The organism is Pseudomonas marginalis (assembly GCF_008692035.1).
In the GTDB taxonomy this organism is placed as follows: domain Bacteria; phylum Pseudomonadota; class Gammaproteobacteria; order Pseudomonadales; family Pseudomonadaceae; genus Aquipseudomonas; species Aquipseudomonas marginalis.
This window is the reverse complement of the sequence record NZ_VTFG01000002.1, coordinates 1,192,119-1,212,779: the sequence shown is the minus strand read 5'-3', so window position 1 is coordinate 1,212,779 and position 20,661 is coordinate 1,192,119. Positions and strand designations below refer to the sequence as shown.

Sequence of the window (20,661 nt, the reverse complement as noted above, 5' to 3'; positions counted from 1 at the left end):
GCAATCACCATTTGAGCAGGGTCGATGGACGCGGGGTAAGCACTACAGGTACTTCACTTCAAAGGTCGCAGAACCATCCAGTGCCACCTCGTTGGTCAGCGTCAGTGTGTTGGCCGGCGCGATCGCGGTGTTGAGCACAATCTCCACGCTCATGTCCTGCAGCGGGTGAGGCTGCCAGCCAATCGTTTCGTCCAGGCCTCCCAGTGCAATCAGGTAGTTGGGCTCAACGGTGTCGTCTTCTGCGAGCCACGTCCAACGGCCTTCGGTGTACGACACCAGCAAGGTCGACGGCTTGTCGGCGACGGGATTGCGCATGGTCAGGAAGTACCTGCCCAGTTTCTCCGTCTCGTTGATCAGGCCCAGTCCGAACGAGGCGGGGCGGGTAGAGGAGCCGGCACGGTTGTCGAAAGGCTTGATGGCAAACAGCGTCGATGCCTCGCAACTGACGGACAGTTGTACGGTTTGTGTGGGCAGCGGGGTCTGGCTGTCGAGGTTCAGGTCTTTCGCGGAAATTTTTCCGAAATCCACTGCGCCCGGCAGGTTGGGCGTACACGCACTGGGCGTGATCAAACCTTTGACCGTCAGATCCACCGTGCTGGCAGCCAAGACAGGCAAGGCACTGGTGAGCAACAGGGCGGCGCTGAACAGGGTGAGGGACTTGCTCATTTCTATAGGTTCCACTAAGGGGCTGGCTGATAAAGGCTTGCGCACGGCATCGTCCGAGCTTTTTGTGGAAGGCGGCGAGCAGGGCGGCGGGTGGTGTCTTGCTGGGATCGACGAAACGGGCCGATCCATCCCCTCTTTGGGGGTGGCGGCAATTTAGCCGGGGGGAGTGGCGAGGGAAATACAACTATTACGACAATCGGAGTAGTCAGTATTTGAGTGCAAGTTCGTGGGAATTAATGTTTTGGATTGTAGGAAAGTTGGGTTTTTCGTAGTTGTTGTATCGTCTTTTCCCTGTCCGCAAGGCTATTCATTGTCGCTTATGACAGTCACATGAGTGCCATGGGGATGTTGCACGCTGTTCGTTTATTTGGCTGTTGCAACGTCCCGCTCCTATTCAAGTGGATGTTAATGAACTCATGGGCTGAGCAATCAATGTAAGCACAGTGAGGTGACCATGGTGACAAGGGTATTTTCCAAGCGAGTACCTGTCCTGAAGTTGGCACCCTCACCCTTGCCACCGTCGGTGGAGGAGCCGGTTTGTCGTCCAGGCGCGATTGCATGGCCGACGCGAGCCAGCCTGATCGAGATTTTCGGCAGTGATGAGATGGTGAATCGGGCGGTGGCCAGCCTGATTGAGGAAGCACGGGAAGACGATGCCTGGCTGGACCTGGCGCAGGCCCGCGCCGATGCGCCCTTGCTGGTGGAAAGATTGCACCGTTTGGTGGGCAGCCTGGCCTTTGTCGGCGGAGTCGACCTGGAGCGTTGCGGCGAGCAGTTGATTGCGCGGGTCCAGGCCGATGGTGTGGTGGCGAATACGCCGCAGTTGCAAGCCTTCCAGCGCAACTTGCGGGGGTACATGGCTTATCTGAGTAAGTTATGAGTCTTCGGGGTTCGAAAGTTTGTAGGAGGTTATTACTGTGCGCTGAAGGTCTTGGATGTAGGTAATTTCTTTTTATTTTGTAGGCGTAAAGATGCCATCTATCAAACGCTGGGCGCGATCCGGAGCCGGCTGCGTCGAGTGGTTGTTGAGACAAGAAGACACAGGTATTTTTGCGCCAATTCCAAGTTGCCATCATTCGTGGGTATTTATGTTGCGTGTAATTATTGCCGACGATCATCCCATTGTGCGCATCGGGCAACGGGTGGTGATTGAGGCGGGCGGTAGATGCACAGTGGTCGGTGAGGCCGACGGTCCCGATGAATTGCTCAAGTTGCTGGGCAGCGTGGCGTGTGACGTGCTGGTGACTGACTTCGCCATGCCCGGCGGCCAGCAGGCCGACGGCTACGGACTGCTGGGGCTGTTGCGGCGCCAGTACCCGACTTTGCCGGTGATTCTGGTCACCATGTTCGCCAATGTGGCGACGCTGCGTGCGTCCTTTGCCCACGGGGCACGGGCGATTGTCGCCAAGAGCGCCTCGGCCCGGGAGCTGCCCACCGCTATCGCTACAGTGACCAGGGGCGAGACGTTTGTCAGTGAATGCCTGCGCGCGCAGTTGGTGGAGGCGGGCACCGGCGATCAGTTGCAACAGCCGCAGCTGTCCAGCAAGGAGCGCGAAGTGGTCAGGATGCTGGCCAGCGGCATGACCGTCAGCCAGATTGCGGCCCGGGTCAATCGCAGTATTTCCACGATCAGCAAGCAGAAAAGCACGGCCATGAGCCGGCTGTGCATCTCCACCGATGTGGACCTGTTTGCCTACGCCCGCAGCTGCGGCATGGTGCCGTAGCGCCGGGTGGGGCATTCCCGGTGTAAATGGCGATAGAGTTTTACCGGCGCCCGGACTATCTTGGACGGCTTATAACCCCTGGTCTGGAACCTGCCCATGAGCGACGCACACAATGCCCTGATCACCGAGTTCTACAGCGCTTTCCAGCGGCTGGATGCCGAGGCCATGGCGGCCTGCTACACCGAGGATGTGCTGTTCAGCGACCCGGCCTTCGGTGAGTTGCGCGGGCATGACGCCGGCGATATGTGGCGCATGCTCACCACCCGGGCCAAGGATTTCTCCCTGACGTTCGACCATGTGCGCAGCGATGAAACCACCGGCAGCGCGCATTGGGTCGCGACCTACCTGTTCAGCGCCACCGGTAACACGGTGGTCAACGATATCGGCGCGCGGTTTGTGTTTCGTGATGGCAAGATCTGCGAACACCACGACCACTTCGATCTGTGGCGCTGGTCGCGCCAGGCCCTGGGCCTCAAGGGCCTGTTGCTGGGCTGGTCGCCGGCCCTGAAAAACGCCGTGCGTGCCCAGGCGCTCAAAGGTCTCAGGGCATTCCAGGCCGGTCGTTGATAAGCTTGGCGCTCTTCTGGTTTACCGAATCGACCCGTGACTGATCCTTCTGAACCCAAACCCTGGTTTGTGTACCTGGTACGCGCCGCCAATGGCGCGTTGTATTGCGGCATCAGCAATGACCCGGTGCGCCGTTTTGCCGCGCATCAGAGCGGCAAGGGCGCACGGTTTTTCCTGTCCAGCCCGGCGGTCGCGCTGGTGTACACGGAGCAATGCGCGAGCAAAGGCGAGGCGTTGCGCCAGGAGCGCTTGATCAAGAAGTTGAAGAAAAGCGCCAAGGAGTGCCTGGCCGCAAGTGGCTCATTGATTTGACTGATGGGTTGCCATCGTCCCCGCCTGGGGTTTTGCAGGCTAAGCTAGCCGCTTACCTATCGAGCGGAGCCTGGCATGTCTGAGTTGATTCTCCACCACTACCCGCAATCCCCTTTTGCTGAAAAAGCCCGCCTGATGCTGGGCTTCAAGGGCTTGTCCTGGTATTCCGTGCGCATCTCGCCGGTGATGCCCAAGCCCGGCCTCACCGCCTTGACCGGCGGCTATCGCAAGACGCCGGTGCTGCAAGTCGGTGCCGACATCTACTGCGACACCGCCTTGATCGCCCGACGCCTGGAGCAGGAAAAATCCGCCCCGACGCTGTTTCCCCAAGGCCTGGAACTGGTTACCCAAGGCTTCGCCGCCTGGGCCGACTCGGTAGTGTTTTCCCATGCCGTGGCGCTGGTGTTCCAGCCTGAATCCCTGGCCGTCAAATTTGCCAAGGTACCGCCGCAAATGCTCCAGGTGCTGGTGGCTGACCGCAGCAAATTGTTCAGCGGTGGCACCGCCGCCCGCGTGCAACTGGACCAGGCCAAGCATCAATGGCCGGCGATCATCCATCGTATCGATCAGCAATTGCAGCACCCGACGGGGGACTTCCTGTTTGGTGAACCGTCGATTGCCGACTTTGCCCTGGCCCATCCGCTGTGGTTCCTCAAGGGCTCATCGGTGACTGCGCCGTTGGTGGATGCGTATCCCGCTGTGGCGGCGTGGCTGGACCGCGTACTGAGCTTTGGCCATGGCACTGCCAGTGAGATCAGCGCCGAGCAAGCGCTGGAAGTGGCGCGTAACGCTACGCCCACTGCGCTGTCCGATGAGGTTTTCGAGGACTTGAACGGCTTCAAACCCGGCCAGCAGGTGACCATCTCGGCCACTGACTACGGCACCGACCCCGTGGCCGGTGAACTGCTGTTTGCCGGGCGCGAAGAGCTGATCCTGCGTCGCACCGATGAACGCGCCGGCACCGTGCATGTGCATTTCCCACGCTTGGGTTTTTGCATTCAGGCGCAATAAATAAAAATATTTGCAAATAAAGGTGAGGTAAACCGTCAGTCCATCCGTGTAGTGCTTGAAACTGCGATCTATTCGCATTAACAGCGTTTTCTACACGGGTTCTCACAGCATGAAGTCGACGGCGGGCGGTTGGGTTAAACAGTGGCTGGGAGCCTCGGTATTGGCGGTGTCGGGGCTGGCATTGCTGCCCCTCGGCGTGGCGCAGGCGCAGGAGCAGCAAAGCGCCCGGTTCACCTTTGCCCTGGCTGCCAAACCGTTGCCCCAGGCCTTGAGCGATTTCAGCCGGGTCACCGGGATCAGCGTGATCTACACCGATGAAGCGCCTTACGGCCTCAGTGCGCCGGCGGTCAGCGGGCAAATGAGCGCGACCCAGGCCCTGCAACGTCTGCTGGGCAACTCCGGTTTCACTTTCCGCCAGATCGATGCCCGCACCCTGGCTCTGGAACCCGTGCCCACCGAGGGCGCGCTCAACCTCGGCGCGACCACCATCAGCGGTGTCGGCCAAACCGAGGACAGCACCAGCTACCAGCCCCCGCCCACCAGCTCGGTGATGCGTTCCCGCGCGTTGCTGCTGGAAACCCCGCAGACCGTCAACGTGGTCCCCGCCCAAGTGTTGCGCGACCAGACCCCGCGCAACCTGGATGACGCCCTGGCCAATATCAGCGGCATTACCCAGGCCAACACCCTGGCCAGCACCCAGGACGCGGTGATGCTGCGCGGCTTCGGCGATAACCGTAACGGCTCGATCATGCGCGATGGCATGCCGGTGGTGCAGGGCCGGGCGTTGAATTCAACCGCAGAACGGGTCGAAGTGCTCAAGGGCCCGTCGTCGCTGCTGTATGGCATCCAGGACCCGGGCGGCGTGGTCAATATCGTCAGCAAAAAACCGCAACTGACCCAGGCCGCGTCCCTGACCGTGCGCGGCTCGACTTTCGGGGATGGCAAGAACGGCAGCGGCGGCAACCTCGACACCACCGGCCCCATCGGCGATTCGGGCCTGGCCTATCGCCTGATCGTCGACCATGAAGACGAAGACTACTGGCGCAATTTCGGCACCCACCGCGAGTCGCTGGTGGCGCCGTCCCTGGCCTGGTACGGCGATACCACCAAGTTGTTGTTCGCCTACGAACACCGCGAATTTCTCTCGCCGTTCGACCGCGGCACGGCCATCGACAAGTCCAACCACCCGCTGGACATCCCCGCCACTCGCCGTCTGGACGAGCCGTTCAATAACATGGAAGGCCGTTCCGACCTGTACCGCTTTGAAGCCGACCACGATTTGAACGACGACTGGAAAGCCCACTTCGGCTACAGCTGGAACCGTGAAACCTACGACGCCAGCCAGGTGCGCGTCAGTGCGGTGAACACCAACGGCACCCTGACCCGCAAGATGGACGGCACCAAAGGTGCGATCACCACCGACCGTTTCGCCACGGCCAGCCTGGAAGGCAAGGTCAATGTGCTGGGCATGCAGCATGACCTGGTGTTCGGCCTGGACGACGAGTACCGCAAGATCTACCGCGCCGACCTGATTCGCCAGAGCTCGCGCGGTACCTTCAACTACAACAACCCGGTGTACGGCAACGAAGTTGCGGGCACCACCGTCAGCGCCGCCGACAGCGCCCAGACCGACCTGCTGCGCAGCGATTCGCTGTTCTTCCAGGACGCGATTCACCTGACTGACCAGTGGATCTTCGTGGCCGGTGCGCGCTATCAGATGTATGACCAGTACGCCGGCAAGGGCGTGCCGTTCAAGGCCAACACCGACGGCAACGGCCAGGCCTGGGTGCCGCGTGCCGGCCTGGTGTACCGCTACACCGATGAGTTGTCGTTCTACGGCAGCTACACCGAGTCGTTCAAGCCCAACTCCACCATCGCCCCACTGCTTAATGGCAGCACGTTGACCGGCGACCTCACGCCGGAGGAGTCCAAGTCGTGGGAGCTGGGCGCCAAGCTCGACATCCCCGGGCGCATCACCGCCAGCGCGGCGTTGTTCACTATCGACAAACGCAATGTGCTGGTGTCGGTGGGCTCCGGCGCCAACACCATCTACAGCATCGCAGGGCAGGTGCGTTCCCGTGGCCTGGAACTGGACGCCAGCGGCCAGTTGACCGACAAGTGGAGCCTGATCGGCAGCTACGCTTTCACCGACGCCGAAGACATCAAGGACAACGACCCGACGCTGGAAGGCAACCGTCTGCAAAACGTGGCCAAGCACACCGGCTCACTGTCGGTGGCCTACGACTTCGGCAACATTTTCGGCGGCGATCAGTTACGCGTGGGCACCGGTGCGCGCTATGTCGGCGAGCGCGCAGGCGACGCCGCCAACGACTTCAACCTGCCGGGCTACACCGTGGCGGACGCCTTCGCCACGTACGACACCAGGATCGACGGGCAGAAGGTCAAGTTCCAGGTCAACGTGAAGAACCTGTTCGACCGCGTCTACTACACCTCGGCGGCCAGTCGCCTGTTTGTGTCCATGGGCGATGCGCGGCAGGTATCGGTGTCCAGCACCCTGGAGTTCTAAAACCTGGCGGGCTCCCTATGGCAAGTGTGCTCCTTGTGGTGGGCAGGCTTCCTCTGGTAAGCGGGCCTCCTGTGGTGAGCGGGCTTCCTCTGGTGAGTGGGCTTCCTGTGGTGAGCGGGCTTCCTCTGGTAAGTGGGCTTCCTGTGGTGAGCGGGCTTGCCCCGCGTTGGGCTGCGAAGCAGCCCCAAAACAGACTCTGCGGTGCTCCTGAAAAAACACGACGGCATCAGTAAGGGCGGCTTCGCCACCCAACGCGGGATAAGCCCGCTCGCCACAAAGGTACGGAGCTGTTAGCGTTGCGGCCACCCATGGCTTTGCGGAACACGTTACTGATGCATTTTGGAAGATGGCTGCACCTGCTGTGCCTGAGCGTTTTACTGGGCGGCTGCGCGAGTGTTTCGCAGCCATCCACGCCTTCAACCCTGGATCAGCTGCTGGCCGATCCTGTCCTCAACGGCGCCATGGTCTCCGTCATGGTGCGCGACGCCCGCAGCGGCAGTACCCTCTATCAGCACAACCCGCGCACCCGTCTGATTCCGGCTTCCAACCTCAAGTTGCTCACCACCGCTGCGGCGATGGATGTGCTGGGGCCGCACTACCGTTTTTCCACCCAGCTGTTGAGCAACGGCACCCAGCAAGGCGAGCGCCTGGCCGGTAACCTGTACCTGCGTGGCTTGGGCGACCCGACCACGCAATTCGCCGATTACCAGGCATTGGCGGCCCAGCTGGCGAGCCGGGGCGTGCGCCAGGTGCAAGGCGACCTGGTGTTCGACGACACCTGGTTCGATGCCGAGCGCCTGGGCGTGGATTGGGCGCAAGACGATGAGAGCACCTACTACGGCGCGCAGATTTCGGCGTTGACGGTGTCGCCGAATGCGGATTTTGACGCAGGCACCTTACTCGTCACGGCAAAGGCTCCCGTCGCCCTCGGCCAGCCAGTGAACGTGGTGGTGAGCCCGTCCACCGACTACGTGCAACTGAGCAACCGTGCCGTCAGCGGCCCCGGCAACAGCTACGCCATCACCCGCCAGCACGGCACTAACCTGCTGCAACTCAGCGGCGCGCTCGCCCCGGGCAAGCAAAGTCGGCAGTGGGTGAGTGTGTGGGAACCGACGCAACTGGTGGCCAATCTGTTTGAGCAGGCGCTGGCGCAGCAAGGTATCCAGGTGCTCGGGCGGCGCGTGATCGGGGGGGCCAGCCCTGGGACGGCGACGGTGTTGGTCGAGCATCAATCGGCGCCGTTGCAGGACTTGATCACACCGCTGCTCAAGCTCTCGAACAACAACATGTCCGAAGCCCTGCTCAAGGCCATGGGCCGCAAAACCGCCAACGCGGGCACTGCGACAGCGGGCGTGGCGGCGGTGGCGGCGTTCATGCAGCGCCAGGGCCTGGCCCCGGCGACGCTCAGCCAGGTAGATGGCTCAGGCTTGTCGCGACGCAACCTGGTGTCGGCGCAGAACCTGACGGACCTGCTGCTGGTCACCGCCAGGCAACCCTGGTTCGACGCCTGGTACAACGCCTTGCCGATTGCCGGCAATGCCGACCGTATGACCGGCGGCAGCCTGCGTTATCGCCTGCGCGGGACGGCTGCCGAAAACAACCTGCACGCTAAGACCGGCTCCATGGCCGGCGTATCATCGTTGAGCGGCTATATCACCGATGCCGAGGGGCGACGCCTGGTGTTTTCGATAATCAGCAATAACTACCTCAGTGACGCAGCCCCTGTCCGCGCCCTCGAGAACCGCCTGGCGCTTGCCCTGGCCCAGTGGCACGACTAGTTCAGGGCTGGTAACCCATCCGCCAACTCACGGCTCGGGTCGCCGCCAGCAAGCGTTGCGCCGCCGGGCCATCTTCGTCGGCGTGGAACAGCGAGGTGGGGCCGACCACGGTCATCACCGCCGCCACGTGCCCGACCGCGTTGAATACCGGTGCCGACAGCGCATCCACCCCCGGCATCAGCAGGCCATGCACAAAGTGCAGGCCACGGTTGCGGATTTGTTCGCAGGTGGTGGCGTAAGCCTGGTCGTCGGCGAGGGCATGGGCGGTGCCGGCCTGGATTTCACGCTCACGCAACTCGACGGTTTCCCGCGACGGCAGGAAGGCACTGAACACCAACCCGGTGGATGAACTGAGCAGGGGCAACACCGAACCCAATTGCGTCACCACTGTCACGGCGCGCACGGCCGGTTCGATCTGCACCACCGTCGCGCCCTGGTTGCCCCATACCGCCAGGAAGCAGGTTTCATTCAACTCGTCGCGCAGCTCTGCCAGGGGCATCGCGCCGACTTTCAGCACGTCCATGCTGCCCAGCGCGGCCAGGCCCACGCGCAACGCCTCGCGTCCCAGGCCGTAATGGTTGGTGGCGGCGTTCTGTTCGGCAAAACCCGAGGCGATCAGCGCCTGTAAATAACGGTGCACCTTGCTCGCCGGCATCTGCACGTGGTCGGCCAGCCGCGACAACGACGTGGAGGGCGACAGTTCGGCCAGGGCCTTGAGGATATCGGTGCCCACTTCGGCCGAGTGGACTTTCTGTTTACCGGTGTCGCGGGGCTTTTCCATGGAGGGGCGAGAATCCGAGAGATGAATGGGCGTCTTTATAGCTTGACGGTCGATAGTGATCAAATTACGTTATGCGTAACTGGATTACGATAAAAACAACTTCCGCCCTGAGGATGATCCATGAACCTCGAATACCTGTCGGGCTTCGGCAATGAATTCGCCAGCGAAGCCCTGCCCGGCGCCTTGCCGGTCGGCCAGAACTCCCCGCAAAAAGCCCCCTACGGGCTGTATACCGAGCTGTTTTCCGGCACCGCCTTCACCATGGTACGCAGCGAAGCCCGCCGCACCTGGCTGTACCGCATCCAGCCATCGGCCAATCACCCCGCGTTTATCAAGCTGGAGCGGCAGCTGGCCGGCGGTCCGTTGGGCGCGGTGACGCCCAATCGCTTGCGTTGGAACCCGTTGGATATTCCGAGTGAGCCGACAGACTTTATCGACGGCCTGGTCGGCATGGTAGCCAACGCCGGGTCGGAAAAACCCTCGGGCATCAGCATCTATAACTACTGCGCTAATCGCTCCATGGACCGCGTGTTCTTCAATGCCGACGGCGAGCTGTTGATCGTCCCCGAGCAGGGCCGCCTGCGCATCGCCACCGAACTGGGGGTGCTGGACGTCGAGCCGCTGGACATTGTGGTGTTGCCCCGTGGCCTCAAATTTCGTGTCGAGCTGCTGGATGCACAGGCGCGCGGTTACGTCGCCGAAAACCACGGCGCGCCCCTGCGCCTGCCGGACCTGGGGCCTATCGGCAGCAACGGCCTGGCCAATCCGCGTGACTTCCTCACCCCGGTGGCCCACTACGAAGACCTCAGGCAACCGACCACGCTGGTGCAGAAATTCCTCGGTGAACTGTGGGCCTGTGAGCTGGACCATTCACCGCTGAACGTGGTGGCCTGGCACGGCAATAACGTGCCGTACAAATACGACCTGCGCCGCTTCAACACCCTTGGCACCGTGAGCTTCGATCACCCCGATCCGTCGATCTTCACCGTATTGACCTCGCCCACCAGCGTGCACGGCCTGGCCAACCTCGACTTCGTGATCTTCCCGCCGCGCTGGATGGTGGCCGAGAACACTTTCCGTCCGCCGTGGTTCCACCGCAACCTGATGAACGAATACATGGGCCTGATCCAGGGCGCCTACGATGCCAAGGCCGAAGGCTTCCTGCCCGGCGGCGCGTCGCTGCACAGTTGCATGAGCGCCCACGGCCCGGACGGCGAGACCTGCACCAAGGCCATCAACGTCGACCTGGCACCGCACAAGATCGATAACACCATGGCCTTCATGTTCGAGACCAGCCAAGTGCTGCGTCCTACTCAGTTCGCCCTGGAGTGCCCGCAACTGCAACCTTCCTATGACGCGTGCTGGGCCTCGTTGCCCGTCACCTTCAACCCGAACCGGAGATAACCCATGACGCAGCCAACCCTTACCCGCAGTTGGGTAGCCTCCGCCAATGGTCACCGCGATTTCCCCCTGCAAAACCTGCCGCTGGGCGTGTTCAGCATCAACGGCTCGGCCCCGCGCAGTGGCGTGGCGATTGGCGACGCGATCCTCGACCTGCACGCCGCCCTGGATGAGTTTGAGGGCGAAGCCCGCCGCGCCGTTGACGCGACTGCGGGCGGCCAGCTGAACGCCTTTTTCGAGCTGGGCCGTGGCCCGCGCGTGGCCTTGCGCGAGCGCCTGCTGGAACTGCTTGCCGAGGGCAGCAGGCTGCAGGCCCGTGAAGCGCAGGTGCTGCACCGCGCCGCCGATTGCCAGATGCACCTGCCGGCGAAGATCAACGACTACACCGACTTCTACGTCGGCATCGAGCACGCGCAAAACGTCGGCAAACTGTTCCGCCCGGATAACCCGCTGCTGCCGAACTACAAGTACGTGCCGATCGGTTATCACGGCCGCGCCTCGACCATTCGCCCCTCGGGTGCCGACGTCCGTCGCCCCAAAGGCCAGACCTTGCCGGCTGGCCAGACCGAACCAACCTTCGGCCCCTGCGCACGCCTGGACTATGAGCTGGAACTGGGCATCTGGATCGGCCAGGGCAATGCCATGGGCGACTCGATTGCCATTGGCGATGCGGCCGAGCATATCGCCGGTTTCTGCCTGCTCAATGATTGGTCGGCGCGGGACATCCAGGCCTGGGAATACCAGCCGCTGGGGCCGTTCCTGTCGAAGAGCTTTATCACCAGCATTTCACCGTGGGTGGTCACGGCCGAAGCCCTGGAACCGTTCCGCAAAGCCCAGCCGGCGCGGCCCGAAGGCGATCCGCAGCCACTGCCGTACCTGCTGGATAAGCGTGACCAGGCCGCTGGCGCCTTGGATATCGAGCTTGAGGTGCTGTTGACCACCGCCGCCATGCGCGAACAGAACCTGCCGGCCCATCGCGTGGCCCTGAGCAACAGCCTGCATATGTACTGGACCGTCGCGCAATTGGTGGCGCACCACAGCGTCAACGGCTGCCAACTGCAGGCCGGTGACCTGTTTGGTTCGGGCACCTTGTCCGGCCCTGAAGCCGGGCAGTTCGGCAGCCTGCTGGAGATGACCGAAGGCGGCAAGAAGGTCATCGAACTGCCTTCCGGCGAAGTGCGCAGGTTCCTTGAGGACGGTGACGAGGTCATCCTGCGCGCCCGTTGCAACCGTGAAGGCTTCGCCTGCATCGGCTTCGGCGAATGCCGTGGCACCGTGGTCGCGGCGCGCTAGGAGGGCAGGGCGATGGAACTCTATACCTACTACCGCTCTACGGCGTCCTACCGGGTTCGCATCGCCCTTGCGCTCAAGGGCCTGGATTTCACTGCGGTGCCCGTCAACCTGCTGGTGCCGGCGGGTGGCGCCAATCGCCAGCCCGAATACCTGGCCATCAACCCCCAAGGTCGTGTGCCGGCCTTGCGCACCGATGACGGCGAGCTGCTGATTCAGTCCGCGGCGATCATTGAATACCTGGACGAACGTTATCCACAGGTGCCGCTGCTTTCCAAGGACATGGCCACCCGTGCCCATGAGCGCGCAGTGGCGTCGATCATCGGCTGCGATATTCACCCATTGCACAACTCCAGCACCCAGAACCTGTTGCGTCAGTGGGGACATGACGAGGCGCAGGTGCTGGAGTGGATCGGGCATTGGATCAGCCAGGGGCTGGGGGCGGTGGAACAGTTGATTGGCGATAAGGGCTATTGCTTCGGCGAGCAGCCGGGGATGGCCGATGCCTTCCTGATTCCCCAATTGTATGCGGCGGAGCGCTTCAAGGTGCCGTTGGGGGCGTATCCACGCATTGGCCGGGTGGCGGCGTTGGCGGCGCAGCATCCGGCATTTATCCAGGCCCATCCTGCCAATCAACCCGACACTCCTGAGTGATCGTGCCCGCGCAGAGCGTGAGCACAATAATAAAAACAGGTACCTTGCGATGCACAATCAGATTGCCAGCTTTCGCGCGGCACTCGATGCCCGTCCGGTGTCGCGCTACCAGTGGTTGATTCTCCTGTTGCTGGCCTTGTTGCTGGTAACCGATGGCTACGATGCCCAGGTGCTGGGTTATGTGGTACCGGCGCTGGCGTCGGATTGGGGGCTGGAAAAGGCCGCGTTCGGACCGGTGTTCAGTGCCAACCTGCTGGGGCTGACCTTGGGCTCGTTGCTGGTGACACCCCTGGCCGACCGCTTTGGCGTTCGCCGCATCCTGCTGGGCTGCGTGCTGATCTACGCCAGCCTCACGGTGTTGATGGTCTTCGCCAGCTCGCTGACCACGCTGATGGCGGCGCGCTTTATCTGCGGTATCGGCATGGGCGGCGCGATGCCCAGTGCCATGGCGTTGATGTCGGACTATTCCCCGCCACGCTTGCGCACCTTGATGGTGACGTTGGCGGCGTGCGGCTTTTCGTTCGGCGGCGCAGCCGGTGGGTTTGTGGCCGCAGGATTTATCGACGGCTTTGGCTGGCAGGCGGTGTTTCTTGCCGGCGGCGTGACGCCGTTGCTGCTGTTCCCTTTCCTGGTGTGGCTGCTGCCGGAATCCCTGCCGCGCCTGCTGCGCGATGCGCCGCCGTATGCACGCTTGCATAAGGTCACCGCGCGCATGTTGCCCGGGTGGCGTGCGCCGCTGGCGGGCGAGGACGAAAACCGCCGCGAGCAGGGCAGCCCGTTGACGGTGGTGGAGCTGTTTCGCCATGGCTATGCACGCCCGACCGTGCTGATCTGGGCGACCTTCTTTGTCAGCCTGATCCTGCTGTATTTCATGATCAGCTGGTTGCCGTCGCTGCTGCTGGAAAGTGGCCTGGCGTTGAGTGAAGCCAACCTGGTGACCTCAATGTTCCTGTTCGCCGGCACCTTGGGGGCCATCGGCATGGCCTGGTTTGCCGATCGATTGAAGCACAAGGTGCGGCTGTTGTCCGGCGTGCTGGCGGCAGCGGCGGTGTGTACCGTGCTGCTGGGGCTGAACCACGACAATCCGCGCTATCTGGTGGCCTGTGTGTTTGCCGCCGGGTTTTGCATCATCGGCGGGCAACTGACCCTTAATGCTTTCGCCAGCAATTTTTATCCGGCGCATGTACGCGCCACCGGTACGGGTTGGGCATTGGGTGTAGGGCGCTTCGGCTCAATCCTGGGCCCGTTGCTGGGCAGCATGCTGCTGGCGATGCATATTCCGGTGCAGCAGATTTTCTTCTTCTGCGCGATTCCGGCGGTGATCGCGGCGTTGTTGATCATTCAAGTGCGCTCGCCCGCGACTGACGCGCCGAAGAGCCCTTTGCATGGCGATATCCTCAAGGTGCCGGCCAATCACTGAAGATGTTGCATCTACATCGAGCAGGATCACCACATAAGCCCGCTTGCCACAGGGAAATAGGCGCTTGAGAGCAGTGGGTTCAATGCACCACGGAGTTGGGTGGCAGGTGCCCCAGGCGTTCAGTCAGGCGCAGGCGTTGGATCGGGTCTTCGCTGAGCATCAACGCGTGTTCCAGGTCGAAGCGCTCGGCGTTGGGGCAGTCCAGGCGTTGATACAGGCTGGCCCGCGCGAGGTAATCGGCAGCGCTGGCATTGCCCAGTTCCAGCACGCGTTCGGCGTCGATCAGCGCGGCCAGGGGGTTGTCATTGGCCAGGTGCAACTGGCGCAGGTTGCGGGACAACCGTTGCAGGATCGAACGGGGTTCGGCGGTGTGCAGGTGATCGGCCTGCAACTTGAGGTTGGGACCATACTGGCGTTGCAGCAGCTCGCGGCAGTCGTTGGGGTACAGGCGTCGCCCGCCGCAAGGGTCCAGCAAGTGATCGGCACCGGGCACCCGCAGCAGGAAGTGGCCGGGGAAGTTGACGCCGACCATGGGAATGCCCAGGCGTCGCGCCAGCTCCATGGCAATCAACCCCATGGCCAGGGGTTGCCCGCGTTTGCGTTGCAACACCTTGTCCAGCAGGGCGGCGGCGGGGCGCAGCGGGGTGAAATCATCCTGGGCGAAGCCGAGGTCATTCATACCTCGCAGCAAGGGTTGGCCCAGTTCATCCGCTGGCAGCAGGGGCATGCCCAGGCTGACCTGTTGCTCGAGCAATTTCAGGTCCTGCATGATCAACGCCGGTTGCACCGCCGGGTCATGCTCGGCGGCGATCCACAGCGCGGCTTCAAACAGCGCGGGGGGCGAACGTTCCAGGCAGGCGAAAAAAGCGTGACGGGGATTCATTGCATTCTCCGGCGAATGCCCCCGTTTTAGCCTTGCTGGGAATTTTCGTCCAGTGGCTTAAGAAATATCCTATCCGCTTATGTCACAAGACCTACAAAACCGGACGGCTTATTCCAGCGCACTTCGGCAGTTTTCTGCCGCAAGCCTATACTTGGCGACACAAGAAGTGATTCGGGAGCTCGACGATGTTTGCTCTCATGCACAGCACCCGCCTTGAATCGCTGCACCTGAGCATCGACCCGGTGACGGGGTTGAAGGCGGTCATAGCCATCCATAACAGCCGCCTGGGCCCTGCCCTGGGTGGTTGTCGCTACCTTGCCTACCCCGACGATGAAAGCGCCGTGGCGGACGCCGCGCGCCTGGCCCAAGGCATGAGCTACAAGGCCGCCCTGGCCGGGTTGCCGGTGGGGGGCGGGACGGCGGTGATCCTGCGCCCCGCCCATGTGGAAAACCGTGCGGCGCTGTTTGAAGCCTTTGGTCGTTGCATCGAGCAACTCGACGGTCGCTACATCACCGCCACCGACAGCGGTACCTCGGTCGCCGACATGGACTGCATCGCCCAGCACACTCGCTTCGTTACCAGCACCACCGCCGCCGGCGACCCCTCGCCCCATGCCGCCATGGGCGTGTTCGCGGGTATCCGCACCACCGCCATGGCCCGCCTGGGCAGCGACAACCTCGAAGGCTTGCGCGTAGCTATCCAGGGCCTGGGCAACGTGGGCTTCGCCCTGGCCGAACAACTGCACGCCGCCGGCGCCGAACTGTTGGTCAGCGACATCGACCACGGCAAGGTGCAGCTGGCCATGGAACAGCTCGGCGCGCACCCTATCGCCAACGACGCCTTGCTCAGCACCCCGTGCGACATCCTCGCGCCCTGCGGCCTGGGCGCCGTGTTCAACCGCCAGAGCGTCGGCCAGCTCCGCTGCGCCGCCGTCGCCGGTTCCGCCAGTGCGCAACTGACCAACCTGCAAGTGGCCGACCAACTCGAAGGCCGCGGCATCCTCTACGCCCCGGACTACGTGATCAACTCCGGCGGCCTGATCTACGTCGCCCTCAAGCACAGCGGTGCCGAACTGCCGACCATCACCGCGCACCTGTCCAACATCGGCACGCGCCTGACTGAAATCTTCGCCCACGCCCAGGCCGAAAAACGCTCACCCGCACGGGTCGCGGACGAGCTGGCCGAGCGCCTGCTCTACAAATAGGCATTAAAAAGGCCCTGAATCATCGACTCAGGGCCTGTTCAATTCGGGCTTATTCCGCCGGTGCGTTCAGCAACTCGGACAATGCATCCGGTTGGCTCTTGAACGCCTTGGCAAACACATCGCGATTCTTCGCCATGTAGATCCCGGCTTCCTCCACCTGCTGCTCGCTCAGGGACGGCACGGCTTTTTGCAACACTTCTGCGAGCAACTCAGCGAGTTCAAGCATCTTGTCATGACGGTCAGCTTCGGCTTTATCCATGAACAAACGCTCCAGATCTCGGCTGCTGCGGTATACCACTTCGACGGCCATTCACCACCTCACATGCCTTCACGATAGTTGTCTTTTGCGACTACTGTATTTATATACAGCGAAAAGGGTAAGCCAAACCGTGGGGTTTGGGTAGCAGTTTTTTAATGTAGCCCGTAAATACAGGCCAGGCGTGCCTCATGTCACCCCGCCATCATCTTATACCCGCCTCTGGCCTTTTTTCTGCATGCAGAACAACCGTCACGTCCAACCCGCATTATCCGGTCGAACCGACCTAAGGAAGCACCATCGTGAAATTTAATTGGGCCGAAAAGCTGCGCCATCAAGTCCATGGGCTGGCCGAGTCCCTGGGTAACCTGTTTGTCGAGTCGTTCCATTACCTGGCGTTGTTCGCCATCGGTGCGGTGACCGCCTGGGCTGCGGTGATGGAATTCCTGGGGATGCTGGAGAACGGGCACATCAAGATCGACGACATCCTGCTGCTGTTCATCTACCTGGAATTGGGCGCGATGGTCGGGATTTATTTCAAGACCAACCACATGCCGGTGCGCTTCCTGATCTACGTGGCGATCACCGCGCTGACGCGCCTGTTGATCTCCAACGTGTCCCACCACAATCCGCCCGACCTCGGCATCATCTACCTGTGCGGCGGGATTCTGCTGCTGGCGTTTGCGATTCTGGTGGTGCGCTACGCGTCGTCGGCGTTCCCGTCGGTGAAGGTCGAAGGCCCGCGTCGCAAGGGCGAGGCGAGCCTGGAGACCGAGAAGGGTGAGCTTTAAAGCCCGACGCTGAAGGGCAGGGCGCGGGCCGGTGGCCGCTGCAGCAGTTTGTGGCTGTCGCCGTCCGTCATCACCGCCAGGATCTCCATGGCGCTGTGGCCCTGCTCGATGGCGATGCCGAATTGAATGCTTTGCACCAGGCGTTTGAGCCGTTGCGGGTCGTTGCGTTGTTCGGCGCTGATCATGCGTTTGGCCACTACGCCCGTCTCGTCCGAGAGGGTGAGCATGATGCTGCCGTCGAGCCGTTGGATGCTCAGGTTGACACGGTATTTTGGGGTGAAGGTGTCGGTGATGATCTGAAAAGGATTGTCCATGGTGCGTTACCGCCTGATAAGAACATGCAGTCATTGACGACCGGTGTCGTGATTAGTTCGCGTTGCCTGACCACCGGCCACTCCGTCGCTGAGGTGGTACAAATTCCGTTTACCTCATGGGCTGTACAGCAAAGGGCGTGCCGTACAGCGATCTGTCAAACAATGAGCTCCTTATGTGGGAGGGGGCTTGCTCCCGATAGCGGTGCATCAGTCAATGAATACTTGGCTGATGCACCGCTATCGGGAGCAAGCCCCCTCCCACATGGGTTTTATGTTGTTATTGAGGTTGGTGATCCGTTTCAGGGCAACACGGAAAAAACGATCGCAGACAGCGCAATCAGCCCGATCAGCACCACAAACACATTCGACACCTGGCCCGAATACTGGCGTAAAGCTGGCACGCGATGGATGGCGTACATCGGCATCAGGAACAGCAGGCAGGCGATGATCGGCCCGCCCAGGGTTTCGATCATGCCCAGGATACTCGGGTTGAAGGTGGCCACGGCCCAGCAGGTCAGCACCATGAACAGCGCGGTGCAGCGTTCCAGCCATTTGGATGACATCGAACGGTCACGCCCGCGCAGGGATTTGACGATCAGCCCCTGGAAGCCTTCGCTGGCGCCGATGTAGTGGCCGAGGAAGGACTTGGTAATCGCCACCAGCGCGATCAATGGCGCGGCGTAAGCGATCACCGGCGTCTGGAAATGGTTGGCCAGGTACGACAGGATCGAAATGTTCTGCGCCTTGGCCGCCGCCAGGTCAGCCGGCGACAGGGCCAGCACGCAGCTGAAGCAGAAGAACATCACCGTCAGCACCATCATGCCGTGGGCCGTGGCGAGGATGCCGCTGCTTTTGCGTTCGGCCAGCGGGCCGTACACGCGCTTCTGGTCGACGGCGAAGGCGGAGATGATCGGCGAGTGGTTGAATGAGAACACCATCACCGGGATCGCCAGCCATAGCGTGTTGAAAAACACTGGCAGGGGCATGCCTTCGCTGGCGGAGGCGAAGAAGGCGCCGTTCCAGTTGGGGATCAGGCTGAGCGCCAGCAACAGCAAGGCGGCGACGAACGGATAGACCAGCACGCTCATGGCCTTGACGATCACACCCTGGCCGCAGCGCACAATGGCCATCAGGCCGAGGATCAGTACCAGCGACAGGATCGCCCGGGGCGGCGGCGCCAGGTGCAGTTGGTGCTCCATAAAGCTGCCCAGGGTGTTGGTCAGTGCCACGCTGTACACCAGCAGGATCGGGAAGATCGCAAAAAAATACAGCAGGGTGATCAGCTTGCCCGCACCGACGCCGAAGTGTTCTTCGACGACTTCGGTGATGTCGCCGGATTTGCCTGACAACACAAAGCGCGTCAGCCCACGGTGGGCAAAGAAGGTCATCGGGAAGGCCAGCAGCGCCAGCACGATCAACGGCCAGAAGCCGCCGACGCCGGCATTGATCGGCAGGAACAAGGTGCCGGCGCCGATGGCGGTGCCGTAGAGGCCGAGCATCCACGTGGTGTCGTGTTGGGTCCAGCCAGTGGTAACGGTAGTGTCTAAAGCAGGATTTTCAGCCGCAGGTGTACGTACATCGGTCATCGTTATTGCCTCGTTATTATTTTTGCGCGGGCTCACGTTGGGGCGGGACGAAGTGCTCCGATCAGCACTCCACCCAGCTGACCGCCAGGCCGCCCCGTGAAGTTTCTTTGTATTTGTCGTGCATGTCGGCGCCGGTATCGCGCATGGTGCGGATCACCCGGTCGAGGGAAATGAAGTGCTTGCCGTCACCGCGCAGGGCCATTTGCGTGGCGTTGATGGCCTTGACCGCGGCGATGGCATTGCGCTCGATGCACGGCACCTGCACCAGGCCGCCGACAGGGTCGCAGGTCAGGCCGAGGTTGTGTTCCAGGCCGATTTCGGCGGCGTTTTCCAGTTGCTCGGGGGTGGCGCCGAGGATGTCGGCCAAGCCGGCGGCGGCCATGGCGCAGGCTGAACCGACTTCGCCCTGGCAGCCGACTTCGGCACCTGAGATCGAGGCGTTTTTCTTACACAGAATGCCGACGGCTGCGGCGGCCAGGAAGAAATTGACCACGTCGTCGTCAGACGCGTCGGCATTGAACTTCATGTAGTAATGCAGTACCGCCGGGATGATCCCCGCTGCGCCATTGGTCGGCGCCGTGACCATGCGCCCGCCTGCGGCATTTTCTTCGTTGACGGCGAGGGCGAACAGGTTGACCCATTCCATGGCCGACAAGGTCGAGGTGATCACATTGGGTTTGCCGATTTCCAACAGGCTGCGGTGCAATTTCGCCGCACGCCGTGGCACGTCCAGGCCACCGGGCAGGATGCCTTCATCGCGCAAGCCTTGTTCCACACATTCGCGCATCACCGACCAGATATGCAGCAGGCCGCTGCGGATCTGTTCTTCGCTGCGCCAGGCGCGTTCGTTGGCCATCATCAATTCCGAAACCCGCAGGCCGTGCTGGTTGCACAGGGCCAGCAGCTCGACGGCGCTGGAGAAGTCGTAGGGCAATTGCACATCGTTGGCCGGCGCGATGCCCGAAGCCGCTTCAGCGGCTTCGATGATGAAACCGCCACCCACCGAATAATAGGTCTGCTCGCTGAGCAGGCCGTTGTCGCCGTAGGCGTGCAGGGACATGGCGTTGGGGTGGTAGGGCAGGCTTTCGTCCAGCAGCAGGAGGTCTCTTTGCCAGTTGAAGGCAATTTCCTGTTGACCGGCCAGCAACAACTGTCCGGACTCGCGCAGCTGTTGGATTCGCGTGTTGATCGAAGTGGGATCGACCTGATCCGGCCATTCGCCCATCAAGCCCATGACGCAGGCGCGGTCGGTGGCGTGGCCGACACCAGTGGCGGACAGCGAGCCATACAGGCGCACTTCGACCCGGCGCGTTTCACTCAGCAAGTGCTGGTCGTTCAAGGCCTGGGCGAAGGTCGCCGCCGCGCGCATGGGGCCGACGGTATGGGAGCTGGACGGGCCGATGCCCACTTTGAATAGGTCGAAAACGCTGATAGCCATGCTAAAGCCTTACAAGCAATGGAGTAGGAATCGCTGCCATGTTTTGTAGGACGAGCG

The 20,661-nt window shown here is 62.1% G+C and carries 20 protein-coding genes; 13 read left to right on the top strand and 7 right to left on the bottom strand.

Annotated features, from left to right (window positions below):
• Positions 1-42: 42 nt before the first annotated feature.
• Positions 43-666: a DUF1120 domain-containing protein gene (locus tag FX984_RS25770; protein WP_027604702.1), complete on the bottom strand. Its 624-nt coding sequence runs from the start codon at positions 664-666 to the stop codon at positions 43-45.
• A gap of 454 nt (positions 667-1,120) precedes the next feature.
• Here FX984_RS25770 and FX984_RS25765 point away from each other — a divergent pair, with 454 nt between their 5' ends.
• From FX984_RS25765 to dacB, 7 genes are all read left to right on the top strand, one after another.
• Positions 1,121-1,546, top strand: coding sequence for a hypothetical protein (locus FX984_RS25765; protein WP_146476010.1), 426 nt, complete (start codon positions 1,121-1,123; stop codon positions 1,544-1,546).
• 208 nt (positions 1,547-1,754) lie between these two features.
• On the top strand, positions 1,755-2,390 hold the full coding sequence (locus tag FX984_RS25760) for a response regulator (protein ID WP_027604701.1): 636 nt from the start codon (positions 1,755-1,757) through the stop codon (positions 2,388-2,390).
• A 96-nt stretch (positions 2,391-2,486) separates the two neighbouring features.
• The gene (locus FX984_RS25755) at positions 2,487-2,957 is read left to right on the top strand and encodes a nuclear transport factor 2 family protein (RefSeq protein WP_098480340.1); all 471 of its coding nucleotides are present in this window, start codon (positions 2,487-2,489) and stop codon (positions 2,955-2,957) included.
• A 36-nt stretch (positions 2,958-2,993) separates the two neighbouring features.
• Positions 2,994-3,269: a GIY-YIG nuclease family protein gene (locus FX984_RS25750; protein ID WP_027604699.1), complete on the top strand. Its 276-nt coding sequence runs from the start codon at positions 2,994-2,996 to the stop codon at positions 3,267-3,269.
• A 75-nt stretch (positions 3,270-3,344) separates the two neighbouring features.
• Positions 3,345-4,280: a glutathione S-transferase family protein gene (locus FX984_RS25745; RefSeq protein WP_146476008.1), complete on the top strand. Its 936-nt coding sequence runs from the start codon at positions 3,345-3,347 to the stop codon at positions 4,278-4,280.
• 109 nt (positions 4,281-4,389) lie between these two features.
• Positions 4,390-6,807 carry a TonB-dependent siderophore receptor gene (locus tag FX984_RS25740; protein WP_146476006.1) on the top strand — a complete coding sequence of 806 codons (2,418 nt, stop codon included), beginning with the start codon at positions 4,390-4,392 and terminating at the stop codon, positions 6,805-6,807.
• A 332-nt stretch (positions 6,808-7,139) separates the two neighbouring features.
• Positions 7,140-8,585, top strand: a complete 1,446-nt coding sequence (gene dacB, locus FX984_RS25735; protein WP_146476004.1) for a D-alanyl-D-alanine carboxypeptidase/D-alanyl-D-alanine endopeptidase — start codon at positions 7,140-7,142, stop codon at positions 8,583-8,585.
• Position 8,586: 1 nt separating this feature from the next.
• On the opposite strand, the gene FX984_RS25730 is transcribed toward dacB, so the two are convergent.
• Entirely contained in the window at positions 8,587-9,366 is a 780-nt protein-coding gene (locus tag FX984_RS25730; protein ID WP_146476002.1) for an IclR family transcriptional regulator, read from the bottom strand.
• A gap of 120 nt (positions 9,367-9,486) precedes the next feature.
• Between FX984_RS25730 and hmgA the strand changes: the two genes are divergently transcribed.
• The 4 genes from hmgA to FX984_RS25710 are packed head-to-tail and all read left to right on the top strand — an operon-like array spanning position 9,487 to position 14,131.
• Positions 9,487-10,770 carry a homogentisate 1,2-dioxygenase gene (gene hmgA / locus FX984_RS25725; protein ID WP_027604694.1) on the top strand — a complete coding sequence of 428 codons (1,284 nt, stop codon included), beginning with the start codon at positions 9,487-9,489 and terminating at the stop codon, positions 10,768-10,770.
• A gap of 3 nt (positions 10,771-10,773) precedes the next feature.
• A complete protein-coding gene (fahA, locus tag FX984_RS25720; RefSeq protein WP_146476000.1) occupies positions 10,774-12,060 on the top strand; it encodes a fumarylacetoacetase in 1,287 nt (428 codons plus the stop codon).
• A gap of 12 nt (positions 12,061-12,072) precedes the next feature.
• Positions 12,073-12,711, top strand: coding sequence for a maleylacetoacetate isomerase (gene maiA, locus FX984_RS25715; protein WP_027604692.1), 639 nt, complete (start codon positions 12,073-12,075; stop codon positions 12,709-12,711).
• Positions 12,712-12,760: 49 nt separating this feature from the next.
• Complete coding sequence (locus FX984_RS25710) at positions 12,761-14,131, top strand: MFS transporter (RefSeq protein WP_027604691.1); 1,371 nt, start codon at positions 12,761-12,763, stop codon at positions 14,129-14,131.
• A gap of 79 nt (positions 14,132-14,210) precedes the next feature.
• On the opposite strand, the gene FX984_RS25705 is transcribed toward FX984_RS25710, so the two are convergent.
• On the bottom strand, positions 14,211-15,014 hold the full coding sequence (locus FX984_RS25705; protein ID WP_027604690.1) for a SirB1 family protein: 804 nt from the start codon (positions 15,012-15,014) through the stop codon (positions 14,211-14,213).
• A 185-nt stretch (positions 15,015-15,199) separates the two neighbouring features.
• Between FX984_RS25705 and FX984_RS25700 the strand changes: the two genes are divergently transcribed.
• Positions 15,200-16,219: a Leu/Phe/Val dehydrogenase gene (locus FX984_RS25700; protein WP_027604689.1), complete on the top strand. Its 1,020-nt coding sequence runs from the start codon at positions 15,200-15,202 to the stop codon at positions 16,217-16,219.
• Positions 16,220-16,268: 49 nt separating this feature from the next.
• On the opposite strand, the gene FX984_RS25695 is transcribed toward FX984_RS25700, so the two are convergent.
• Positions 16,269-16,529 carry a YebG family protein gene (locus FX984_RS25695; protein ID WP_012722374.1) on the bottom strand — a complete coding sequence of 87 codons (261 nt, stop codon included), beginning with the start codon at positions 16,527-16,529 and terminating at the stop codon, positions 16,269-16,271.
• A gap of 248 nt (positions 16,530-16,777) precedes the next feature.
• Here FX984_RS25695 and FX984_RS25690 point away from each other — a divergent pair, with 248 nt between their 5' ends.
• Complete coding sequence (locus FX984_RS25690) at positions 16,778-17,266, top strand: phosphate-starvation-inducible protein PsiE (RefSeq protein WP_027604688.1); 489 nt, start codon at positions 16,778-16,780, stop codon at positions 17,264-17,266.
• Here the strand turns inward: FX984_RS25690 and FX984_RS25685 are convergent.
• The 3 genes from FX984_RS25685 to FX984_RS25675 form a co-directional block, all read right to left on the bottom strand.
• Complete coding sequence (locus FX984_RS25685; protein ID WP_027604687.1) at positions 17,263-17,580, bottom strand: DUF3509 domain-containing protein; 318 nt, start codon at positions 17,578-17,580, stop codon at positions 17,263-17,265. The two genes, FX984_RS25690 and FX984_RS25685, sit on opposite strands and share 4 nt — an antisense overlap.
• Positions 17,581-17,879: 299 nt before the next feature.
• Positions 17,880-19,166 (bottom strand): serine/threonine transporter, encoded by a 1,287-nt coding sequence (locus FX984_RS25680; RefSeq protein WP_027604686.1) that lies wholly within the window; start codon positions 19,164-19,166, stop codon positions 17,880-17,882.
• 61 nt (positions 19,167-19,227) lie between these two features.
• Positions 19,228-20,604 carry an L-serine ammonia-lyase gene (locus FX984_RS25675; protein WP_146475998.1) on the bottom strand — a complete coding sequence of 459 codons (1,377 nt, stop codon included), beginning with the start codon at positions 20,602-20,604 and terminating at the stop codon, positions 19,228-19,230.
• Positions 20,605-20,661 lie beyond the last annotated feature (57 nt).

Bases quoted from the DNA above. Each gene is read 5' to 3' on its own strand.
- FX984_RS25770 (WP_027604702.1), bottom strand. From the start codon at position 666: ATGAGCAAGTCCCTCACCCTGTTCAGCGCCGCCCTGTTGCTCACCAGT.
- FX984_RS25765 (WP_146476010.1), top strand. From the start codon at position 1,121: ATGGTGACAAGGGTATTTTCCAAGCGAGTACCTGTCCTGAAGTTGGCA.
- FX984_RS25760 (WP_027604701.1), top strand. From the start codon at position 1,755: ATGTTGCGTGTAATTATTGCCGACGATCATCCCATTGTGCGCATCGGG.
- FX984_RS25755 (WP_098480340.1), top strand. From the start codon at position 2,487: ATGAGCGACGCACACAATGCCCTGATCACCGAGTTCTACAGCGCTTTC.
- FX984_RS25745 (WP_146476008.1), top strand. From the start codon at position 3,345: ATGTCTGAGTTGATTCTCCACCACTACCCGCAATCCCCTTTTGCTGAA.
- FX984_RS25740 (WP_146476006.1), top strand. From the start codon at position 4,390: ATGAAGTCGACGGCGGGCGGTTGGGTTAAACAGTGGCTGGGAGCCTCG.
- dacB (WP_146476004.1), top strand. From the start codon at position 7,140: ATGCATTTTGGAAGATGGCTGCACCTGCTGTGCCTGAGCGTTTTACTG.
- FX984_RS25730 (WP_146476002.1), bottom strand. From the start codon at position 9,366: ATGGAAAAGCCCCGCGACACCGGTAAACAGAAAGTCCACTCGGCCGAA.
- hmgA (WP_027604694.1), top strand. From the start codon at position 9,487: ATGAACCTCGAATACCTGTCGGGCTTCGGCAATGAATTCGCCAGCGAA.
- fahA (WP_146476000.1), top strand. From the start codon at position 10,774: ATGACGCAGCCAACCCTTACCCGCAGTTGGGTAGCCTCCGCCAATGGT.
- maiA (WP_027604692.1), top strand. From the start codon at position 12,073: ATGGAACTCTATACCTACTACCGCTCTACGGCGTCCTACCGGGTTCGC.
- FX984_RS25710 (WP_027604691.1), top strand. From the start codon at position 12,761: ATGCACAATCAGATTGCCAGCTTTCGCGCGGCACTCGATGCCCGTCCG.
- FX984_RS25705 (WP_027604690.1), bottom strand. From the start codon at position 15,014: ATGAATCCCCGTCACGCTTTTTTCGCCTGCCTGGAACGTTCGCCCCCC.
- FX984_RS25700 (WP_027604689.1), top strand. From the start codon at position 15,200: ATGTTTGCTCTCATGCACAGCACCCGCCTTGAATCGCTGCACCTGAGC.
- FX984_RS25695 (WP_012722374.1), bottom strand. From the start codon at position 16,529: ATGGCCGTCGAAGTGGTATACCGCAGCAGCCGAGATCTGGAGCGTTTG.
- FX984_RS25685 (WP_027604687.1), bottom strand. From the start codon at position 17,580: ATGGACAATCCTTTTCAGATCATCACCGACACCTTCACCCCAAAATAC.
- FX984_RS25680 (WP_027604686.1), bottom strand. From the start codon at position 19,166: ATGACCGATGTACGTACACCTGCGGCTGAAAATCCTGCTTTAGACACT.
- FX984_RS25675 (WP_146475998.1), bottom strand. From the start codon at position 20,604: ATGGCTATCAGCGTTTTCGACCTATTCAAAGTGGGCATCGGCCCGTCC.